The 20403-nt window shown below is 69.5% G+C and carries 17 protein-coding genes and 1 tRNA gene; 13 read left to right on the top strand and 5 right to left on the bottom strand.

The window, feature by feature from the left end; translation table 11 throughout:
• Positions 1 to 208: 208 nt before the first annotated feature.
• The 6 genes from ACIRA5_RS06210 to ACIRA5_RS06185 all read left to right on the top strand — a co-directional run bounded on the left by ACIRA5_RS06210 (position 209) and on the right by ACIRA5_RS06185 (position 5353).
• Positions 209 to 637 (top strand): DUF3052 domain-containing protein, encoded by a 429-nt coding sequence (locus tag ACIRA5_RS06210; protein WP_054231000.1) that lies wholly within the window; start codon positions 209 to 211, stop codon positions 635 to 637.
• A 649-nt stretch (positions 638 to 1286) separates the two neighbouring features.
• A complete protein-coding gene (locus tag ACIRA5_RS06205; RefSeq protein ID WP_067369436.1) occupies positions 1287 to 1745 on the top strand; it encodes a peroxiredoxin in 459 nt (152 codons plus the stop codon).
• Positions 1746 to 1874: 129 nt separating this feature from the next.
• Positions 1875 to 2450 carry a TerD family protein gene (locus ACIRA5_RS06200; RefSeq protein ID WP_054230998.1) on the top strand — a complete coding sequence of 192 codons (576 nt, stop codon included), beginning with the start codon at positions 1875 to 1877 and terminating at the stop codon, positions 2448 to 2450.
• Positions 2451 to 2654: 204 nt separating this feature from the next.
• Positions 2655 to 3230: a TerD family protein gene (locus ACIRA5_RS06195; protein WP_054230997.1), complete on the top strand. Its 576-nt coding sequence runs from the start codon at positions 2655 to 2657 to the stop codon at positions 3228 to 3230.
• Between the two features lie 111 nt (positions 3231 to 3341).
• Entirely contained in the window at positions 3342 to 4490 is a 1149-nt protein-coding gene (locus tag ACIRA5_RS06190; RefSeq protein ID WP_403687820.1) for a DUF475 domain-containing protein, read from the top strand.
• 122 nt (positions 4491 to 4612) lie between these two features.
• Positions 4613 to 5353 carry a Tellurium resistance gene (locus ACIRA5_RS06185; RefSeq protein WP_060896039.1) on the top strand — a complete coding sequence of 247 codons (741 nt, stop codon included), beginning with the start codon at positions 4613 to 4615 and terminating at the stop codon, positions 5351 to 5353.
• A 40-nt stretch (positions 5354 to 5393) separates the two neighbouring features.
• Here the strand turns inward: ACIRA5_RS06185 and ACIRA5_RS06180 are convergent, their stop codons facing one another.
• Positions 5394 to 6281, bottom strand: coding sequence for a TerD family protein (locus ACIRA5_RS06180; protein ID WP_403687817.1), 888 nt, complete (start codon positions 6279 to 6281; stop codon positions 5394 to 5396).
• Between the two features lie 189 nt (positions 6282 to 6470).
• Between ACIRA5_RS06180 and ACIRA5_RS06175 the strand changes: the two genes are divergently transcribed.
• Genes ACIRA5_RS06175 through ACIRA5_RS06165 form a run of 3 tightly spaced genes read left to right on the top strand, consistent with a single transcriptional unit; the run spans position 6471 to position 10985 of the window.
• Positions 6471 to 7640, top strand: a complete 1170-nt coding sequence (locus ACIRA5_RS06175) for an HpcH/HpaI aldolase/citrate lyase family protein (protein WP_403687815.1) — start codon at positions 6471 to 6473, stop codon at positions 7638 to 7640.
• Between the two features lie 37 nt (positions 7641 to 7677).
• Positions 7678 to 10158 carry a phosphoribosyltransferase gene (locus ACIRA5_RS06170; protein ID WP_403687813.1) on the top strand — a complete coding sequence of 827 codons (2481 nt, stop codon included), beginning with the start codon at positions 7678 to 7680 and terminating at the stop codon, positions 10156 to 10158.
• Positions 10158 to 10985 carry an HAD family hydrolase gene (locus ACIRA5_RS06165; protein WP_403687810.1) on the top strand — a complete coding sequence of 276 codons (828 nt, stop codon included), beginning with the start codon at positions 10158 to 10160 and terminating at the stop codon, positions 10983 to 10985. The genes ACIRA5_RS06170 and ACIRA5_RS06165 overlap by 1 nt, the downstream gene beginning before the upstream one ends.
• A 141-nt stretch (positions 10986 to 11126) precedes the next feature.
• Here the strand turns inward: ACIRA5_RS06165 and ACIRA5_RS06160 are convergent, their stop codons facing one another.
• Positions 11127 to 11351, bottom strand: coding sequence for a zinc ribbon domain-containing protein (locus tag ACIRA5_RS06160; protein WP_099922882.1), 225 nt, complete (start codon positions 11349 to 11351; stop codon positions 11127 to 11129).
• 334 nt (positions 11352 to 11685) lie between these two features.
• Between ACIRA5_RS06160 and ACIRA5_RS06155 the strand changes: the two genes are divergently transcribed.
• The 3 genes from ACIRA5_RS06155 to ACIRA5_RS06145 all read left to right on the top strand — a co-directional run bounded on the left by ACIRA5_RS06155 (position 11686) and on the right by ACIRA5_RS06145 (position 16865).
• Positions 11686 to 14154, top strand: a complete 2469-nt coding sequence (locus tag ACIRA5_RS06155) for a transglycosylase domain-containing protein (RefSeq protein WP_403687808.1) — start codon at positions 11686 to 11688, stop codon at positions 14152 to 14154.
• Positions 14155 to 14265: 111 nt separating this feature from the next.
• Positions 14266 to 15567: a hypothetical protein gene (locus tag ACIRA5_RS06150; RefSeq protein ID WP_403687806.1), complete on the top strand. Its 1302-nt coding sequence runs from the start codon at positions 14266 to 14268 to the stop codon at positions 15565 to 15567.
• Positions 15568 to 15734: 167 nt separating this feature from the next.
• Positions 15735 to 16865 (top strand): amidase domain-containing protein, encoded by a 1131-nt coding sequence (locus ACIRA5_RS06145; protein WP_403688601.1) that lies wholly within the window; start codon positions 15735 to 15737, stop codon positions 16863 to 16865.
• Positions 16866 to 16895: 30 nt separating this feature from the next.
• Here ACIRA5_RS06145 and ACIRA5_RS06140 read toward each other — a convergent pair whose 3' ends face one another.
• The 3 genes from ACIRA5_RS06140 to ACIRA5_RS06130 all read right to left on the bottom strand — a co-directional run bounded on the left by ACIRA5_RS06140 (position 16896) and on the right by ACIRA5_RS06130 (position 20042).
• Positions 16896 to 17621: a DUF4383 domain-containing protein gene (locus ACIRA5_RS06140; protein ID WP_403687803.1), complete on the bottom strand. Its 726-nt coding sequence runs from the start codon at positions 17619 to 17621 to the stop codon at positions 16896 to 16898.
• Between the two features lie 176 nt (positions 17622 to 17797).
• Positions 17798 to 19186 carry a hypothetical protein gene (locus ACIRA5_RS06135; RefSeq protein ID WP_403687800.1) on the bottom strand — a complete coding sequence of 463 codons (1389 nt, stop codon included), beginning with the start codon at positions 19184 to 19186 and terminating at the stop codon, positions 17798 to 17800.
• A gap of 73 nt (positions 19187 to 19259) precedes the next feature.
• Positions 19260 to 20042, bottom strand: a complete 783-nt coding sequence (locus tag ACIRA5_RS06130; protein ID WP_403687798.1) for a DUF4097 family beta strand repeat-containing protein — start codon at positions 20040 to 20042, stop codon at positions 19260 to 19262.
• 179 nt (positions 20043 to 20221) lie between these two features.
• Between ACIRA5_RS06130 and ACIRA5_RS06125 the strand changes: the two genes are divergently transcribed.
• Positions 20222 to 20296 (top strand) — tRNA-Val (locus tag ACIRA5_RS06125).
• Positions 20297 to 20403 lie beyond the last annotated feature (107 nt).

Below are 20403 nucleotides of genomic sequence, written 5' to 3'. Positions count from 1 at the left end.
ATAAATGGGGCAGAACGGTGTGGTGTGCGTCACTTGTGGCCTTGAATCCACGCCTGGGGTTGCGCCGACACCGCCGGGATCGTCACCGTTTCGGCGGTCTTGACGGCCGGGTACTTGCGCGATCCGCCCCGCCCGTGTGGACTACGGCCAATGCTTCGCGTACGCGCGTGGCTGAGACATCTACCGAAACATGATCAGGAGGCAAGCCGTGAGCGCGACCGCGGACCACGCGGAGGAGCGGACCAACCCGGCCGGCAGGCTGGGGTTCGAGCCCGGACAGGTGGTCCAGGAGATCGGCTTCGACGACGACGTTGACCACGAGCTCCGTGAAGGTATCGAATCGTTGATCGGCCAGGACCTGGTCGACGAGGACTACGACGACGTCGCTGACGTCGTGTTGCTGTGGTTCCGCGACGAGGACGGCGACCTTACGGACGCTCTGGTGGACGCCATCGGTCTCCTTGAGGACGGCGGCATGATCTGGCTGCTGACCCCGAAGACCGGCCGGGACGGCTACGTCGAGCCCAGCGACATCAGTGACGCCGCCCAGACTGCCGGCCTCTCCCAGACAAAGAGCATCTCGGTCGGGAAGGAGTGGTCGGGCACGCGTCTGGCCACGCCCAAGTCGAAGCGCTGAGCTCTCGCTCCGTCTGCCGCACCAAACCACCCAGGAGGCCCCCGACGGCGTACCGCCGTCGGGGGCCTCCGCCATGCCCCGGCCGCCCTACGCGGCCCCCCGGGGGCTCCACGACCGGTCAGGCGACCACCACCCACGCCGCACCACCGCACCCCCGGCCCCAGCCCCCGAGGCGGCCCGGCACCCACCCGAATGGCGGCAGCCCCCACGAGCCGTTGCGCCCCGGTCGCGCGCCGCGTCGGGATGGCGAGGACGCGCGGTGGGTTCCGTGCCGGGCCAACGGGGGTGGCCCGGGTCGAGCAGTGCCTGCGTGGCGACGCCCCGTGGGGCGGCGCCACGCATGGCGGAGCGGCCCGGGTCGGGCCGTGCCCGCGCGGCGCGGTTGACCGGGTGGGGTTGTCCGCGTGGCGGGTCCCACCCGGGGGCGTGTGCCGGGGCGGCAGGCTGTGGGGCGGCGCCGCCCCATCCAGGTGGCGGTAGCCCCCACCAGTCGTTGGGGCGCCCCACGCGCCCCCCGGTACGCGTCTCGCCGCGAGGCGCGTACCGAGGGGCGTGTGGGGCGCGTGGGCGGGGTGTGGCCGGTGGAGTGGGGGGTGCTGCGTAGGGTGGGGTTCACCCGAACAGGCCCTTGGAAGGGGAGCGTGTGACTATGGCGATCGAGGTCGGCACCGAGGCACCGGACTTCGAGCTCAAGGACAACCACGGCGCCACCGTGAAGCTGTCCGACTTCCGCGGTGAGAAGAACGTGGTGCTGCTCTTCTACCCGTTCGCCTTCACCGGCGTGTGCACCGGCGAGCTGTGTGCCCTGCGCGACGAACTGCCGAAGTTCGTCAACGACGACGTCCAGCTGCTGGCCGTCTCCAACGACTCCATCCACACCCTGCGCGTCTTCGGCGAGCAGGAGGGCCTGGAGTACCCGCTGCTCTCCGATTTCTGGCCGCATGGCAACACTTCGCGCGCGTACGGCGTCTTCGACGAGGACAAGGGTTGTGCCGTGCGCGGCACCTTCATCATCGACAAGGCGGGCGTCGTCCGCTGGACCGTCGTCAACGGTCTGCCGGACGCGCGTGACCTGAACGAGTACGTGAAGGCGCTCGACACTCTGTGAGCCCGACACCCTGTGATTGTTCGGTCGCAGGGCCTGCAGGGTCCGGGAACCCGTCACTAGGATCGACACGTTGATCCGATACCAACGCACGACGGGGCTCCCCGCCCCTGGACACCATTGGGAGGACTCGTGGGAGTCAGCCTCAGCAAGGGCGGCAACGTATCGCTGACCAAGGAGGCCCCGGGACTGACCGCGGTCATCGTCGGTCTGGGATGGGACGCCCGAACCACCACCGGCGTCGACTTCGACCTCGACGCCAGCGCCATCCTCACGAACGCGGACGGCAAGGTGAGCACCGACCAGAACTTCGTGTTCTTCAACAACCTGAAGAGCCCGGACGGTTCGGTCGAGCACACCGGGGACAACATCACCGGTGAGGGTGAGGGCGACGACGAGCAGATCAAGGTCAACCTCGCCGCCGTGCCCGCCGACGTCCAGAAGATCGTGTTCCCGGTCTCCATCTACGACGCCGAGAACCGCCAGCAGTCCTTCGGCCAGGTCCGCAACGCGTTCATCCGCGTGGTGAACCAGGCCGGCGAGGCGGAGATCGCGCGCTACGACCTCTCCGAGGACGCCTCGACGGAGACCGCCATGGTCTTCGGCGAGCTGTATCGCAACGGCCCGGAGTGGAAGTTCCGCGCCATCGGCCAGGGCTACGCCTCGGGCCTGCGCGGCATCGCGCAGGACTTCGGCGTCAACGTCTGACACGACCGTCGGACGGGCCCGCGTCGGACGCGAACGTTTGATCTGAACGTTTGACGCGACCGTCCGACGTGAACGTCTGAGCCGTACGGCCTTAGGCTCCAGGTCCGGCGCCGCACGCTTCCTGTGCGGCGCCGGACCCGCTGGACCACCGCGCGCAGGCCGCGCGGTACAACTGAAAGTTTGACCTCGGGGAGGACCAGCATCATGGGCGTCACGCTCGCCAAGGGAGGCAATGTCTCCCTCTCCAAGGCCGCACCCAACCTCACGCACGTGATGATCGGGCTCGGCTGGGACGCGCGCTCCACCACCGGAGCCGATTTCGACCTCGACGCCAGCGCTCTGCTGTGCAATTCCGGCCGGGTGCTCGGCGACGAGTGGTTCATCTTCTACAACCAGCTCAAGAGCCCGGACGGCTCCGTGGAGCACACCGGTGACAACCTCACGGGTGAGGGCGAGGGCGACGACGAGTCGATCCTGATCGACCTCTCCAAGGTGCCGGCCAACGTCGACAAGATCGTGTTCCCGGTCTCCATCCACGACGCGGACAACCGCGGTCAGACCTTCGGCCAGGTCAGCAACGCGTTCATCCGCGTGGTCAACCAGGCCGACGGCCAGGAGCTCGCGCGCTACGACCTCTCCGAGGACGCTTCGACGGAAACAGCGATGATCTTCGGCGAGGTCTACCGCTACAACCAGGAGTGGAAGTTCCGGGCGGTCGGACAGGGGTACGCGTCCGGCCTGCGCGGCATCGCGCTCGACTTCGGAGTCAATGTTTCCTAGGGCCCGCCCGAGTCAGCCGAAGGGGCGGCCCTCTAGACTTCGTGGTCAACAGTAGGTAAAGCCGAGTACGGCGCGGGGGAGACCCGTACATACACGATGATTGGGTAGCCAGTGCTTCTGAAAACCTTCGGCTGGTCGTTTGCGGTCACCGCGCTCGGCTTGGTCGCAGCGGTGATCTACGGGGGGTGGACCGCCTTTGGCATCGTGGCGATCCTGGCCATCCTGGAGATCTCGCTGTCCTTCGACAACGCGGTGGTCAACGCCGGGATCCTGAAGAAGATGAATGCCTTCTGGCAGAAGATCTTCCTCACGGTGGGTGTGCTGATCGCCGTCTTCGGTATGCGACTGGTCTTCCCCGTCGTGATCGTGGCGGTCACGGCCAAGAAGGGTCCGATCGAGGCGGTCAACCTCGCGCTGACCGACAAGGACCAGTACCAGCAGCTGGTCACGGACGCTCACCCGGCGATCGCCGCCTTCGGTGGCATGTTCCTTCTGATGATCTTCCTCGACTTCATCTTCGAGGACCGTGACATCCAGTGGCTGCGCTGGATCGAGCGCCCGCTCGCCAAGCTCGGCAAGGTCGACATGCTGTCGGTCTGCATCGCCCTGGTCGTGCTGCTGGTCTCCTCCATGACCTTCGCGGTCCACGCCCACCAGCACGGCGGCGCGCACATCGACAAGGCGCAGACGGTGCTGATCGCAGGCATCGCGGGCCTGATCACGTACATGATCGTCGGCGGACTCTCCGGCTACTTCGAGGACAAGCTCGAGGAAGAGGAGGAGCGGGAGCACGAGGAAGAGGAGGAGGCCGCGCGGACCGGCAAGAAGAAGCCGGCCGTCGTCCTCGCAGGTCAGGCAGCGTTCTTCATGTTCCTCTACCTCGAGGTCCTCGACGCGTCCTTCTCCTTCGACGGTGTCATCGGCGCCTTCGCCATCACCAACGACATCGTGCTGATGGCGCTCGGCCTCGGCATCGGCGCCATGTACGTCCGCTCGCTCACGGTCTACCTGGTCCGCCAGGGCACCCTCGACGACTACGTCTACCTGGAGCACGGCGCGCACTACGCCATCGGCGCCCTCGCCGTGATCCTCCTGGTCACCATCCAGTACCAGATCCACGAGGTCATCACCGGTCTCGTCGGTGTCGTCCTGATCGGCTGGTCCTTCTGGTCCTCGGTGCGTCGCAACAGCGCGCTCGCGGCCGCCGAGGGAAAAGCGACGGCCTCGGACGACAAGGCTGAGGTCTCGTCCGGGGTGTGAGCCCGGGAGCGTGAGTCCGGGAGGGTGATTCCGGGAACGCTCTGAGCGGGGCGGCCGTCGAGGACGAGTCCTCGACGGCCGCCCCGTCGCATATCCAGGCAACGTGGGGGCGGGACAAGGCAATGGGCTTCTGGGACGACCTGTGGCGCGGACGCTCGACGGACTTCGACTCCGGCAGTGCCGCCACCAATTCCATAGAGCTGACCAAGCGGAACCACACGGTCTCGCTCACCAAACAGGGCGCGGCCACCGGCAACCTGCGCATCAACCTGTCCTGGCGCATGCGCACGTCGGACATCGGCGGCGGCCAGCAGCGGGGCAGCCTGCTGCGGCACCCCTTCAAGACCTTCAAGCCGGACGTGGTCCAGGCGCACACCCAGAGCATGGTGAACGTCGACCTCGACCTGGGCGTGATGTACGAGCTCGCGGACGGCTCCAAGGGCGTGGTGCAGCCCCTGGGCAACTTCCTCGGCGACATCAACGACCCGCCGTACGTGAAGCTCAGCGGTGACGACCGGTTCGGTTCGGCGTCCGGCGAGACGGCCTACGTCAACCTCGACCACCGCGACGACATCAAACGGCTCCTGGTCTTCGTGTACATCTACGACCAGACGCCCGCCTTCGACCGTACGCACGCCATCATCACGCTCTACCCGAGCAACGGGCCCCGGATCGAGATCGGCCTCGACGAGCGGCATCCGCAGGCCCGTTCCTGCGCGGTGGTGATGATCGAGAACAACAAGGGCGAGATCACCGTGCGGCGCGAGGTGAAGTTCGTGTACGGGTTCCAGGCGGAGCTGGACCGGTTGTACGGGTGGGGGTTGCAGTGGGGGCGGGGGTACAAGTCCAAGGCCGACCGCTGACGCTGCCTCGACGGTTCGCCCGAGGGCTCGGGGCGCTTTCCTAGCGTCCGATGAACTGTGGCCCCTGTGGCGGCAGCCTGAAATCCGGGTCGGGCAGGGAGCCGACCGCCTGCGGGAACCCATAGGCCGGCTGGGCGGCCGGGGCCGTCTGAGGCCCCGGATAGCCGTAGGCGGGCTGGCTGGTCGGCTGGGGGTAGCCGTAGGCGGGCTGAGCGGGGGCCGTCTGCGCGGGCCCCGGATAGCCGTACGCGGGCTGCTGGGGCAGCGGGGCGGCCTGCTCGGGCGGGAGTGGCACCGAGGTCTCCGGAGAGGCCGCGGGGTCCGCCCAGGCGGTGGCGTCGGGTACGGGCGCGACGGCCTCCGGCTCGGACTCGTCCACCGTGATCCCGAAGTCGGAGGCGAGCCCCTCCAGACCGTTCGGATAGCCCTCGCCGAGCGCCCGGAACTTCCAGCCCTGACCGCGCCGGTACAGTTCGCCGCAGATCAGCGCCGTCTCCGTACCGGTCTCCGGCTTGATGTCGAAGTAGGCCAGCGGCTCACCGTCCGAGCCCGTCGTGCCGGAGGCGGCGGACGCGTCGTACAGCAGAATGCGTAGGGCGCGTACCTGGTCGAAGGTGACGCCGTCCGCCGATGCGACCAGCAGAATCTGTCCGACACCGGACTCGACACCCGCCAGATCCGTCTGGATGGTGTCGGTGAGGCCCTCGGCGACGCGTTTCTTGCCAAGTCGCCACACCTTGCCCGAGGGATGGCGTGGCTGGTTGTAGAAGACGAAGTCCTCGTCGGATCGCACACGACCGTCGGGACCGAGGAGCAGCGCCGAGACATCGACATCGGGGACACCCTGCCCGGGCGTCCAGCGCAGCACGGCACGTACCGCTGTGGCGTCCAGCGGGACGTTAGACCCCTTCAGCATCGCGTGCGTCATGCGGTCATCCTGCCCTCTCGGTCCTGGTCACGACAACGCGGGGGTAAGGATTCCCGGTCGGGATGTGCGGGCAACCGACATGGCCGAGTTACCTGAACTTCACGCCTGGTGGGAACGACTGACATGGATTTGTACGTACTATTACCGGCCACATCACGTAGGTCCGCCTAGCCGCAACGGGGGAGTTTCATGCGTCATTTCGGGCATATCGCCCCTGAAGAGCGGCAGCGTCTCTTCTACCGGGAGCCGTGCCTCTTCACCGCCGAGTCGCCCGCCCGCGTCCTCGCGGCGGCCCTCGGCGCCACCCTGTACAGCCCCGCGACCAGACCCCACCTCGCCGACGACGTCGTCAAGCAGGCCGGACGCGGCGTGGTCTCCATGGTGCTGTGCCTGGAGGACTCGATCGACGACGCCGAGGTCGTCGGCGCCGAGGAGAACCTGGTCCGGCAGTTCGCCGACCTCGCCGGACGGCCGGAGACCGACGGGCTCCCGCTGCTGTTCGTACGGGTCCGTGAGCCCGGGCAGATCCCGGACCTCGTCCGGCGGCTCGGCGCGTCCGTGCGGCTACTGTCCGGTTTCGTCCTGCCGAAGTTCACCGAGGAGCGGGGCGTCCCGTTCATGGAGGCGCTCGCCGCGGCCGAGTCCGCGAGCGGCCGGCGGCTGTTCGCGATGCCTGTCCTGGAATCGCCCGGGCTGCTGTACCTGGAGAGCCGCCGGGAGACCCTGGAGGGCATCTCCCGGGTCGTCGACAAGTACCGCGACCGCGTCCTCGCGCTGCGCCTGGGCGTCACCGACTTCTGCTCGGCGTACGGGCTGCGCAGGGCGCCCGACATGACCGCCTACGACGTTCAGATCGTCGCCTCCGTGATCGCGGACGTGGTGAACATGCTGGGGCGCTCGGACGGCACCGGGTTCACGGTCACCGGGCCCGTGTGGGAGTACTTCCGGGTCCAGGAGCGCATGTTCAAGCCGCAGCTGCGCCGCAGCCCCTTCCAGGAGGGCGAGGTCGAGGACCTGCGCCAGGCGCTGATCGAGCACGACCTGGACGGGCTGCTGCGCGAGATCGCACTCGACCGGGCCAACGGTCTGCTCGGCAAGACCTGCATCCACCCCTCGCACGTCCCGGCGGTGCACGCGCTGTCCGTGGTCAGCCACGAGGAGTACAGCGACGCGCAGGACATCCTCAGGCCCGAGCGGGGCGGCGGGGGCGTGCTGCGATCGGCGTATACGAACAAAATGAATGAAGTGAAGCCGCACCGCGCCTGGGCCGAGCGCACCCTCCAGCGCGCCGAGGTGTTCGGTGTGGCGAACGAGGACATCGGCTTCGTGGAACTGCTCGCGGCCGCCCTGCCTGCGTGAACCGCGCCGGCCCGACCGACCGACCAACAAGGAATCGATGAAGAACGTGGTGTGGACGGGGACCTGGGTCGCCGAGCGACTGGGTGTCGAGCTCGTCGGTGACGAGAAGCTGAGCGACCTGCTGGGGCTCGCGCTGCGGCGTAACCCCCGCCGGGCGCATCTGCTCGTGTCGAACGTGCTCGGCAAGCACGTCCCGCAGTCGCCGTCCGTGGTGTACGGACACGGGTTCGCGCTCGGCCGGCGGGTACGGGAGCTGCTCGGCGCCGAGGGCGCACGCGCGGCCGTCGTCCTCGGGTACGCGGAGACGGCCACCGGCCTCGGCCACTGCGTCGCCGACGGTGTGGGCCTCGCGCCCTACCTCCACTCGACCCGCCGTCCCGTCCCCGGCGTCGAGACGGCGGGCGGCTTCGAGGAGTCCCACTCCCACGCCACCTCTCACCTCCTGCTGCCGGAGAACCCCGCTCTGCTGGCGGGCGCGGGCCCCCTGGTCCTCGTCGACGACGAGTTCTCCACCGGCAACACGGTCCTCAACACCATCCGCGACCTCCACGCCCGTTATCCGCGCGACCGCTATGTGGTCGTGGCCCTGGTCGACATGCGTTCGGCCGCGGACCTGGGCCGTCTGGCGGAGTTCGCGACGGAGATCGGCGCACGGGTGGACCTGGTCGCCGCGGCGAGGGGCACCGTGAACCTCCCGGAGGGCGTCCTGGAGAAGGGCCAGGCGCTGGTGGCGGAACACGAGACCACCGAGACCACCCAGACCACCAAGACGACCGACACCTCCAAGACCACCGAGGCCGCCGACAGCCCACCCGGGTACCCGGGTGCCGCCCGTGTCGAGCTCGGCTGGCCCCGGGGTCTGCCCGACGGGGGACGGCACGGCTTCACGCCCGGGCAGCGAATACGGCTGGACGCGGCGCTGCCCGCGATGGCCGCGCGGGTCGCCGAAGCGCTGCCGGACGGGGCGCGGCGCGTCCTCGTACTCGGCTTCGAGGAGCTGATGTACGCGCCGCTCAGGCTGGCCAGGGAGCTGGAGCAGGTGGTGTCCGCCGAGGTGCGGTACTCCACGACCACCCGCTCCCCGGTGCTCGCCCTCGACGACCCCGGTTACGCCATACGGACGCGCCTGGCCTTCCCGGCCCACGACGACCCCGACGACGGACCGGGTGAGCGGTACGCGTACAACGTCGCGGGTGCCGGTTTCGACGCGGTCGTGGCCGTGGTCGACTCCGTCGCCGACACGCCCGCCCTGCACGCCCTCGACGGTCTGCTGGCCCAGCTCGCGGAGCACACGCCGAGCGTCCTGCTCGCCGTCGTTCCGTCGTACGTCCCCGCACGGCCGTCCACCGAAAGGCCCTCCATGCTCCCCGAGCCCCTCCGCGGCCCCGCCTTCTCCTCGTACGCGCCCGACGAGGTCGGCTGGCTGTTGCAGGACCTCTCGGACGTGACGCTGGAGGCGCCGACCGAGGAGCGCGAGGAGGCGATCCAGAGCGGCGGCGCCCACTACGCGGAGTCGCTGCCGGTCGAATACCAGCCGAGCCCCCAGTACCAGGAGCTGTTCCAGACGGCCCTCGGCACCTCGGCCGCCCGGATCGCCCAGGCCGTCGGCGCCGTCACCGAACTGGTGCTCGCCGAACGCTCTCCGCACCCTGTACTCGTCTCGCTGGCCCGCGCGGGCACCCCCGTCGGCGTTCTGATGCGCCGCTGGGCCCAGCACCGGCACGGCCTCGACCTGCCGCACTACGCCGTCTCCATCGTCCGTGGCCGCGGCATCGACGCCAACGCGTTGCGCTGGCTGGCCGCCCACCACGACCCGGCCGACGTCGTGTTCGTCGACGGCTGGACCGGCAAGGGCGCCATCACCCGCGAACTCACCGAGGCCATCAGGGAGTTCGAGTCCGCCGAGGGCGTCACCGGCTTCGACCCGGAGATCGCGGTCCTCGCCGACCCGGGCTCGTGCGTGCGGACGTACGGCACCCGCGAGGACTTCCTCATCCCCTCCGCCTGCCTCAACTCGACGGTCTCAGGGCTGATTTCGCGCACGGTTCTGCGCTCGGACCTGGTCGGCGAGTACGACTTCCACGGCGCGAAGTTCTACCGCGAGCTCGCCGGCTCCGACGTCTCCGTCGACTTCCTGGACGCCGTCGCCGCCCACTTCCCCGACGTCGCCGACGCGGCCTGCGCCCAGGCCAAGGAGCTCCTCGCCACCGACCGCACCCCCACCTGGGAGGGCTGGGCGGCCGTCGAGCGGATCAGCGAGGAGTACGAGATCCGCGACGTGAACCTCGTCAAGCCGGGTGTCGGCGAGACCACCCGCGTGCTGCTGCGCCGCGTCCCCTGGAAGATCCTGGCGCGCGCCGGAGCAGGCACCGACCTCGACCACGTACGTCTGCTCGCCCAGCAGCGCGGGGTACCCGTCGAGGAGGTCGACGAGCTCCCGTACACCTGCGTGGGGTTGATCCACCCGAAGTACACGCGCGGCGCGACCGGCGCCGACGGCAAGGCGGTGACGGTCTGATGTCCGCGCCCAAGGTGCTCGTCGCCAGCGATCTCGACCGTACGCTGATCTACTCCTCCGCCGCCCTCGCGCTGACCATGCCCGACGCGCGGGCGCCTCGGCTGCTCTGCGTCGAGGTGCACGAGGCCAGGCCGCTGTCGTACATGACCGAGACGGCCGCCGCGCTGCTCACCGAGCTCGGCGACACGGCCCACTTCGTGCCCACCACGACCCGCACCCGCAAGCAGTACCAGCGCATCAACCTGCCGGGGCCCGCCCCCGAGTACGCGATCTGCGCCAACGGCGGGCATCTGCTCGTCGACGGTGTCTCCGACCCCGACTGGCACGTGGCCGTGACCGCGCGGCTCGCCGACGAGTGCGCTCCGCTGGCCGAGGTGCGGGACCACCTCGCGGCCACCGCCGATCCGGCCTGGGTCCGCAAACACCGGGTCGCCGAGGACCTGTTCGTCTATCTGGTGGTGGAGCGCGAGCTGCTGCCCGAGGAGTGGGTGAAGGAGCTCGCCGTCTGGGCGGAGAGCCGCGGCTGGACGGTGTCGCTGCAGGGCCGCAAGATCTACGCCGTGCCGAAGCCGCTCACCAAGAGCGCGGCCGTGCGCGAGGTGGCCCGCCGCACCGGCGCCCTCCTCACGCTCGCCGCCGGTGACTCCCTGCTCGACGCCGACCTGCTGCTCGCCGCCGACCGCGGCTGGCGGCCCGGCCACGGGGAACTGGCCGAGGCCGACTGGACGGCGCCGGCGATCACCGCCCTCCCGGAGCGGGGGGTCGCGGCGGGGGAGCGGATCCTGCGGGAGTTCACGCACGCCTGTGGCCGACCGGGCGCGGTCTGAGCGGGAGCCGGGCGCGGTCTCAGCGGGAGCCGTGCCCGGCCTGTGCGGGTGCCACGTACGGCCTGGGAGTGCGACACGCCCGGGCCGCACGGAGGATTCGGGCGAAGAAAAGCTGAAGACTTCCTGAAAAATCCTGGTCGATCAGCCGCAGCACCCGCCGCCGCAGCACCCGCCTCCGCCCCCTGCGGACGGGCCCGGGGCGGGCGCGGAAGCCGATCCGCCGGTGGCGACCGCGACGGTCGACAGGAGTTTCACCGTGTCGTCGTGCCCGGCGGGACAGTCCGCCGGAGCGGCGGATTCCGCCATCGGGCGGCTCAGTTCGAAGGTGTCGCCGCAGGTCCGGCAGCGGTACTCGTAGCGAGGCATACGCACAGGTTAGCGGCCGGGAGCCGGCGATCGAAGCCTTCCGCGGCCCGGTCGCGCATCGGGTGGCGCGGTGATCCGGAACCCGGACCTCCTCGATTCCTCCCCGATTCCCGCCCGGTGCCTTCAGAGGGCCGACTTGACCTGCTGAATATTTCTGTCTGGTTCCTGGGCGAGGAGATCGTATTAGTCGCTGATAATTTAAGAGGGCCGCGACGAGCCGCAAGGTCGGGGAGGGGGGCTCGCAGCCGCATGTGCGGCAGCTGCATCTACCCGCGCGCGCAATTCCGAAGTGCGGAGGGAGACGCAGTCGTGACCGAGGCATGGCATCGAACAGATGCCCCGCATCCTCTGGGCCGTCCACGCGCCGGAGCCCGCCGTGGCTAGCGGGGAGGGCGACGACCGCCGGAATCGCCGCGGGGTCGGTCCGCAACGGCCCGCGAGCGGCCGCGCGGATGATCCTGCGGGCCGTCGTGCGGAAGACCCTGCGGGCCGTCGCGCGGAAGACTCCGCGAGCCGTCGTAGGGAAGACTCCGCGAGTCGTCGTGCGGAAGACACGGAGAACGAGACTCCCGCCGAGCGAACCACCCAGCTCCGCTTCCCGCCCCGTGCCGAGGAGACCACTCAGCTCCGCCTGCCGCCCCGTGCCGAGGAGACCACGCAACTCCGCATCCCGCCCCGCGCCGAGGGTCCCGCCGAGGAGACCACGCAGCTTCGCGTCCCCTCTCCTGCCGAGATCGAGGCGCACTCAGGTGCGGAGGACCCCGCACAACGCGCCGATCGAGGGACGGCTTCCGGCCATCGCGGCACCCGCCGCAAACCGGCCGTGCCCTCCGCGCTCGCCGGACGCTGGGCGCGCATCGCCCGCCGTCTGAAACCGGCGTACCCGCGCCCCGGCCGCTCCGGCTGGCGGCGCTGGATGCCCTCCTGGCGTCAATGGCTGGGCGCCTGGGGCCTGGCCATCGGGCTGAGCGGAACGTTTCTGGTGATCGCCTACGCCGCGACAGACATACCCCAGAACCTCAACACCTACGCCACCCAGCAGGACAACGTCTACTTCTGGTCCGACGGGACGCCCATGGCCCGTACCGGATGGGTGCGGCGGCAGGCGATGCCGCTGAAGGACATACCCCAGGACGTGCGCTGGGCGGTGCTGGCCGCGGAGAACCAGAGCTTCTACTCCGACCCGGGCATCTCCTTCAAGGGCATCAGCCGTGCCCTCGTGCGCACGATCGGCGAGGGCAACACCGAGGGTGGCTCGACGATCACCCAGCAGTACGTCAAGAACGTCTACCTGAACCAGAACCGCTCGGTGAGCCGCAAGTTCACCGAGGCGATGATCTCCCTCAAGCTCGACCAGAAGATGAGCAAGGACAAGATCCTCGAGGGCTATCTCAACACCAGCTGGTTCGGCCGCGGCACGTACGGCATCCAGCGCGCCGCCCAGGCGTACTACGGCAAGGACGTCGGCGAACTCAACGCCAGCGAGGCCGCGATGCTCGCCTCCCTGCTGAAGGGCGCGGGACTGTACGACCCCACCCTGAGCCAGGCGAACCACAAGCGCGCCGTGGAGCGCTGGTCCTGGATCCTCGACCGCATGGTCAAGATCGGCAAGCTGTCGCCGGCCGAGCGGGCCAAGTACACGAAGTTCCCCGAGCCGACCACGCAGTCCCAGACCTTCGACACCGGCAAGCAGAGCGACTACCTGGTGGAGCTCGCGACCCAGTACGCCAAGAAGGCCGCGCACATCTCGGACCAGCAGTTCGACCTGGGCGGCTACCAGATCTACACGACCTTCGACCGGAAGCGGGAGACGGCGCTCGCCGACGCCGTGACCAAGGCCCGCAACAAGGCCCTGAAGGACGACCCCAAGACGGCGAAGACCGCCCACTACGGGGCCTCCTCGGTGGCCGCCGACGGCAAGATCCTCGCCGTCTACGGTGGCCCCGACCACCGTACGCAGGGCTACAACGAGTCCAACGCGACCACCGTCCCGGCCGGTTCGTCGTTCCTGCCGTTCGTCTACGCGGCCGGGCTGGAACACGGCGTCCACAAGACCCGCGACAGTACGGCGACACCAGTCACGCCGGAGACGCTCTACAACGGTGACGACAACATCCCCGTCACCACACCCGAAGGGCCCTACTGGGACCGCGCCAACAAGAAGGTCGCCGCCCACAACGACGGAAACAAGTCCTGGGGGCAGATCAGCCTGCGCAAGGCGCTCGCCGAGTCCGTGAACGTGCCGTTCATGCAGCTCGGCATGGACACGGGCCTGGACAAGGTGCGGCAGACCGCCGAAGCGGCCGGGCTGCTCTCGTCGACCATGGGTCCCCAGGTGCCCGCCCTGTCCCTGGGCAACTCCACGCCCAGCGCGATCCGGATGGCCAACGCCTACGCCACCTTCGCCGCGGGCGGGTCGCACACCGAGCCGTACTCCGTGCGACGCATCACCCGCAACGGCTCCCAGGTCGCCCTGGACACCCCCCGCCCCAAGCGCGCGGTGAGCCCGGAGGTGGCCCGCGAGGTCACCGAGGGGCTCACGGACGCCTTCGGCACAGCGCACCCCACCGCGGCCCAGAGCGCACCGGACACACCGGGCCCGGCCGGGAAGGCCGGCACCACGGCGGACGACACCGCCGCCTGGTACGTCGGCACGAACCGTTCCGTGTCGACCGCGATCGTCCTCTACCGCATCGACCTGACCAAGAGCCTCGAACCACTGCCGCTCAAGGGGCTCGCGGGCACGTCCGCCGACGACGTCCCGTACGGCATCTGGGCCGGCGCCATGAGTCCGCTCGGCTGACCGCGACGGCCACGAGGCCGCCCACCCCGACGGCCGAGAGGCCACCGCGCATCCCGATGGCCGAAAGGCCCCCGCCCGCTCCTTCCACCCCCCTCGCAGAATGTGCCCCGTATGAACTCGAAGCACAGCGGTCACCGCCGCCGCGAACCCGCGCCCGCTCCCGGTTCCGCCCGCCAGGGTTTCGTGGCCATGGCGGCCTTCCTCGTCGTGACGTCGACGACCGCCACCTACCTGGCCCTGAACCACTCGGACAACACCACACCGGCCGCCTCGGCCGGCGGTCCCCGCTCCGGGGCCAGCGCCACCAAGACGACCAAGGAACCCCCGTGGGACGGCAAGACGAAGGTGCTCGGGGACGGCTCCACGTCCTACACCGGGCCGCAGAAGGGCCAGTTGAAGCCCGTTCCGCTCAAGCCGGGTGAGAAGCCACCCCAGTTCGTCGTCTTCTCCTGGGACGGCGCCCTCCAGGGCGACGACAAACTCTTCACCCACTACCAGGAGTTGGCGAAGCAGTACAACGCCCACATGACGTTCTTCCTGACCGGCATCTATCTGCTGCCCAAGGACAAGAAGACGCTCTACAAGCCGCCGATGCACGCCCCGGGCGCCGCGGCGATCAGCTACGCCACCGACCAGCACATCCGCGACACGCTGGAGGAGCTCGGCAAGGCGTACAAGGAGGGCAACGAGATCGGCACCCACTTCAACGGTCACTTCTGCGAGGACAAGGGCGGCGGGGACTGGAGCGTGGAGGAGTGGGAGAGCGAGATCAACCAGTTCTTCTCGTTCGTCGAGAAGTGGAAGACCAACACCGGCTACACCGACCTGCCGGCCCTGCCGTTCGACCCCACGAAGGAGGTCAGCGGCGGGCGCGCGCCCTGCCTGGAGGGCCAGAAGAACCTGCTCAAGGCCATGAAGGCGACCGCCAAGGACTACGACTGGCGCTACGACGCGAGCTCCTCGGGCAACCTCCAGATATGGCCCAACAAGAAGGAGGGCGTCTGGGACTTCCCGCTGCAGCTGCTCCCCTACGAGGGCGGCAAGTTCCAAGGCCTGTCCATGGACTTCAACTTCCTCGCCAACCAGTCCGGCGACTCGACCGAGGGCGACCCGGCCAAGTACCCCGAGTGGGAACAGGAGACCGTCGCGTCGTACATGGACGGTTTCAACCGCGTGTACTACGGCAGCCGTGCACCGCTGTTCATCGGCAACCACTTCGAGAACTGGAACGGTGGCATCTACATGAAGTCCATCGACCAGGTCGTCAAGAACGTGTGCACGAAGAAGGGCGTTCGCTGTGTGTCCTTCCGAGAGCTGTCCGACTGGCTCGACGTGCAGAAGCCCGAGACCCTGGAGCGCCTGCGCAGTCTGGATCCCGCGCAGTCCCCGGACTGGTCGACGGTGGTGAAGTAGCCGTGAACGGCACCCTGACTTTCGGTGCGTCAACTTACCCTTTTCTCAAGGGAGTTGACCTCGGCGTGCACGAAATCCTCCCGGGTTCACCACAGTTGAGGAGGACGTGTAAAGATTCCTTCCCCGGTATCTGATCGGGTGTAAGGAGATCATCAGTGAGAACGAAGATGTTGAGCCGATGCTCGACCCTGACGGCGATCGCCGTCTCCGCGGTCCTGCTGCCCCTTTCGTCCGCCCACGCGGCGACCGCGTCCGTCACCGTGAACCGGGCGACGGCCGACGCGTTCGGCCGGATGGCGGACGCCGTGCTCACCGACCGCACGGCGGCCCTCCTCGACAAGAGCCCGGCGGCACCCCGCACGGCCCTCGCGTCGAAGTCGACAGGAGGCGTCAAGCTGACCGCCGCGCTGACGAAGACGGAGGACACCGCGCTGACCTCCCTCCGCGGCACCCGCTCCCGCCTCGCGGCGCTGGGTGAGGCCTACACCGCCGCCGACACCAAGGTCACCGTCGACAGGACGCGCAGGTGGGGCAAGGTGGCCACCGCCTGGGTCACCGAGACCACCGTCCTCACGTACAAGAAGATCCGCGGCGACGAACCCGACACCACGGGCTTCGACGCGCACCACGTCCTGACCTTCGCCGCCCAGCCGGACGGCACCTGGAAGCTCTCGGGCCTGCGTACGACCGACAAGGGCGCCCACCAGGTCAACGAACCCGTCAACGCCACCCCCGCGCGCAGGACCCCGATGGCCGTTGTCGACGCCCCCCCGGCAGCGACCACGTATCCCGCGCCCGCCAACCCCAAGAAGCTCACCGGAGGCGCGTACAACTACGCGGCGATGGCGACCTACGCCGAGAAGTACTGGAAGAACTACAACACGGCCTACCGGAAGTTCAACGGGGTCGGCGGCGACTGCACCAACTTCGTGAGCCAGAGTCTGCTGGCGGGCGGCTGGCAGCCGATCAGCACCGTGACTCCGGAGGAGTACGACACCTGGTACTACGTCGCCAACGGCCAGTCCGACTCCTGGGCGGGCGTGAACGAGTGGTCCTGGTTCACCCAGACCGCCAAGCGCACCACGCCGCTGGCGAACGTCTATCAGATGGACGTCGGTGACGTCCTGCAGATGGACTTCGACAGGGACGGGTCCAAGGACCACACCATGATCACGTCCTACCGCAGCTCCAGCGGCATTCCGTACCTGACGTACCACGACGCCGACACCTACCGCCGGTCGCTGTCGAGCATCATCGCGTCGTACCCGACCTCGGCGTACTACGCGTACCGCACCTGATCACCTGATCACCTGGTCACCTGAGGTGACCTAGGGGTCCGTGGTCCTGGGCGGCTCGGCGGCCCTGGTCTCCGACGGCTTGGACTCTGCCGCCTTGGATTCCGTTGCCTCGGATTCCGCCCCCTTGGTGGTTTCCGCTGCCTTGGTCTCCGTGCCGCCCACGGCCTTGGGCGTCGGCTCGGCCCTGTGCGACTGCTGCAGGGCCGTTGCCGAGGCCGCCTCCTGCAGCGCCCGGATCCGCTCCGCCCGCTCGGTCTCCTCGGGGTGGCGGGCTTTGTAGTACGGGTTGTCGTGCGGCAGGGCCGAGCCGACCCTCCCGTACATCCCGAAGAACATCAGCAGGACGCCGACCACGAAGCTGAACAGCACGTTCTGGATGTGGAAGGCGAGGAAGTTGTAGCGGCCGTCCAGCAGCGCCAGGTTCAGGAAGCCGTTGAGGATGAACAGGACGCCGAAGACCATGTTGAGCGTCGAGGCGAAGTTCCCGCCGATCACCATGCCCACGAACAGCAGCAGCCCCACGCAGATGGACAGCACGCTGAGCGAGCCGTTGGTGTTCAGCCCCATCACCGTGTCCCCGTGGGTGGTGAAGAAGCCGACCCTGTTGGTCAGGCCCAGGATGCCGAAGGCGAGCAGGAAGAGGCCCATCAGGCCCGCGCCGATTCGGTAGAACGTGTTCAGCCGGTGATCCACCGGCAGATGGTCGTCGAAGGCGATGCGTCGTCGGGTTCCGGGACGAAGTACGTGCGTGGCCATGTCCGCCTCCCTCTTCCGCTAGCGGAGGCCGTACGTACAACCCAGCATCCGCCCGGAAGCGGGGGACCGCCAACACCGGGGACCGGGATCGCCGGTACCGAAGGCCGGGACGACCGGCCCCGGAGACCGGGATCGGAGACCGGCATCGGCGGTACTCGGGGACCGGGACCGCCGGCTCAGACCGGGCCGCCGCGCTCCTCGCGGATCTGGGAGACCACCCGGGCGGCCGTCGCCCGCACCGCCTCCGTCTCGGTCAGGAAGTGCCAGTAGTCGGGGTGGCGCCCCTCCAGCGCGGCGACGGCACGCTCCAGCCGGGCGACGGAGTCGTCGAGCGGGCGGGCGTGCCGCGGATCCGGGGTGTTGCGGCCCGCCATGGCCAGGCGCTGGGCGTCCCGGATGGCGAAGCGGGTGCGGTCGATCTCCTGCTGGGGGTCCTTGGACACGGCGTTCAGCCGTCGCAGCCGGCCGCCGGCCGCCGACACGGCCTCGTCGGTCCCGTTCAGCAGCGCGCGCACCGTGGACAGCAGCGAGGTGGCGTCCGGCCAGCGCTGCGCGTCGCGCGCGGCCTGCGCCTCCTTCAGTTTCAGCTCTGCCTGCCGTACGTTCTCGGTGGCCTGCTCCGGTACGTGCTGCAGGTCCTGCCAGCACGCCGCCGCGAACCGGCGCCGCAGCTCGCTCAGCACCGGCTCCACCTGCCCGGCGCGGGTGGTCAGCGCCTGGGCGCGGGTGCGCAGCGACACCAGCCGGTGGTCGATCTCCGCGGCCCGCTCCGGCAGCCGCTCGGCCTCCGCGCGCACCGCCCCGGCCTCCCGCGAGACCCGCTCGGCACGCTCCAGCGTCTCCGGTACGCCGTGCTGTCCGGCCCCCTGGTTGAGCTTGGTCAGCTCGGGCCCGAGCGCGGCGAGCCGGCCGGCCAGATCATCGGCTGCGAGCCCTGTCCTGCGTACGGCATCGAGGGCGTTCGAGGCGGCGAGCAGGGCCTGGCGGGCGCGCTCGACGGCGGGCGCGAGCCGGGCGAGCTGCGTCTCGGCCTTCCCGAGCAGCGGCGCGAGTCCCTGGCCGAACCGGTCCAGGTCCTGTTTGACCCGCCCCAGCTGGTCCTTGGCGGCGGTGAGTTCGGCGCGGGCGCGGGTGGCGACCGAGGCCTCCAGCTCGTCCCGGTCGAGGTCGTGGGCGTCGACGGCCTCGATGTACTTCCCACTGGCCTCGTCGATGCGCCGGCCCAGCGCCTCGAAGTCGGAGACAGCGCGGCGGGCCGCGGGGGAGTCGTCGACGGCGGTGATGGTCTCGATCGAGATCCGCAGATCACGCTGGGCGGTGTCCAGCTCGTAGAACGCCGCCGCGGCGGCGTCCTTCGCGGCCTGCGCCTCGGCCCGCTGACTCTCGGCGCGCCCGCCGAACCAGCGCCGGGTGCCGCCACCGGCGAAGGCCGCGGGCAGGACGAGGGCGGCGAGGAGCGGGAGGGTGACGAGGGTCAGCACGTCACGGTATCGATGGGGCTGACGGCGTACCGACTGCGCGCGTGGCGCAAACGGCGTGTACGGCTCTGAAGGTGTCGCCGTCACATCCCTCTCCCGTGCTGTCATCCGCCCTGCCCGGTTCATTCTCCCACCGGTTAAGGACGAACACACGGGCCGGTTAGTTCGCGGTTCGTACTGTGATGCTTCCGTCGCTCGCGTGGGCGGACACCACGTGCGAACTGGCCGGGTCCCGGGGCACGGACACCCGCACGGATCCGTCCCCGCTCTCGGCCGTCACCCGGTACGTGTCGTGAGGCAGCCCGATGGTGAGCGAACCGTCCTGGCTGCGGGCCTCGACCAGGTCGGGCACGACGCCGAGTTCGAGTTGTACGGACCCGTCCGAGCTCTGGGCGCGCACGTGGCGCGCGGCGATGCCGAGGGCGTGGATCGAGCCGTCGGCGGTCCGCAGGTCCAGCGCGCCGGAGGAGTTCGTCACGCGGACACTCCCGTCCGACGTACGGATCCCGAGCGCCTCCTTGAACCCCTCCGCCCGTACGCTCCCGTCCCCGTCCACGACCTTCACCGCGACACCGCGCGGCACGACGATCCGGTGCTTGGCGCTGCAGTCGGCGACCACGCCGGAGCACTTCATCCGCAGCGTCAGCCGGTCGTCCTTCATCGCCCAGGTCACGCGGGGATCCCCACCGACGACGGTGTGCCCCTGGAACCACCGGGTGACCTCGACGTCGTCCGCCTCGGCCGACCCGGCGACCACGAGCTCCAGCGCGGAGTCGTCCGAGTCCACGGTGAGCGTACGACCGTGCAGCGCGAACGCCCGATGCTCCGGATGCCTGTCGTCCCCGGCACTCGCCCCGCAGCCTGCGGCGGTCGCGACGAGAGCGACGACGCCACCGGCGACGGCCGCGGTCCGCGCGGCTGTCCGTGTCCGAGTCCGAGCCATGAAGATCTCCCCCTGGAATGTAGCGCCGACGCGCTCCGATGCCCTTCGACGCCTTTCGACCGTACGGTTCCGGGGTCCGCCGGGGGATCCGGGCTGCTCCCGGACCGGAGGTGGGGTTAACCCCCGGATACGGGTTTGCGGGGCATCCCCCCGGGCAATGTAGGCTGTCGACTCGTCCTGGGCGCGTAGCTCAGCGGTAGAGCGCCGCCCTTACAAGGCGGATGTCGGCGGTTCGAAACCGTCCGCGCCCACCAGTCTCAGGACACGAGAAAGGCCCAGATCTCCGGGTGACCACCCGGAGATCTGGGCCTTGATCTTTCTCGGCGACCCTTCGGCGCCGTGCCACTTGCGTGCCAGATGG

Origin of the sequence: Streptomyces sp. NPDC096311, assembly GCF_044763085.1 — a bacterium.
GTDB lineage: Bacteria > Actinomycetota > Actinomycetes > Streptomycetales > Streptomycetaceae > Streptomyces.
The sequence above is the reverse complement of the archived record's forward strand: the minus strand, read 5'-3'. Positions and strand labels throughout refer to the sequence as shown.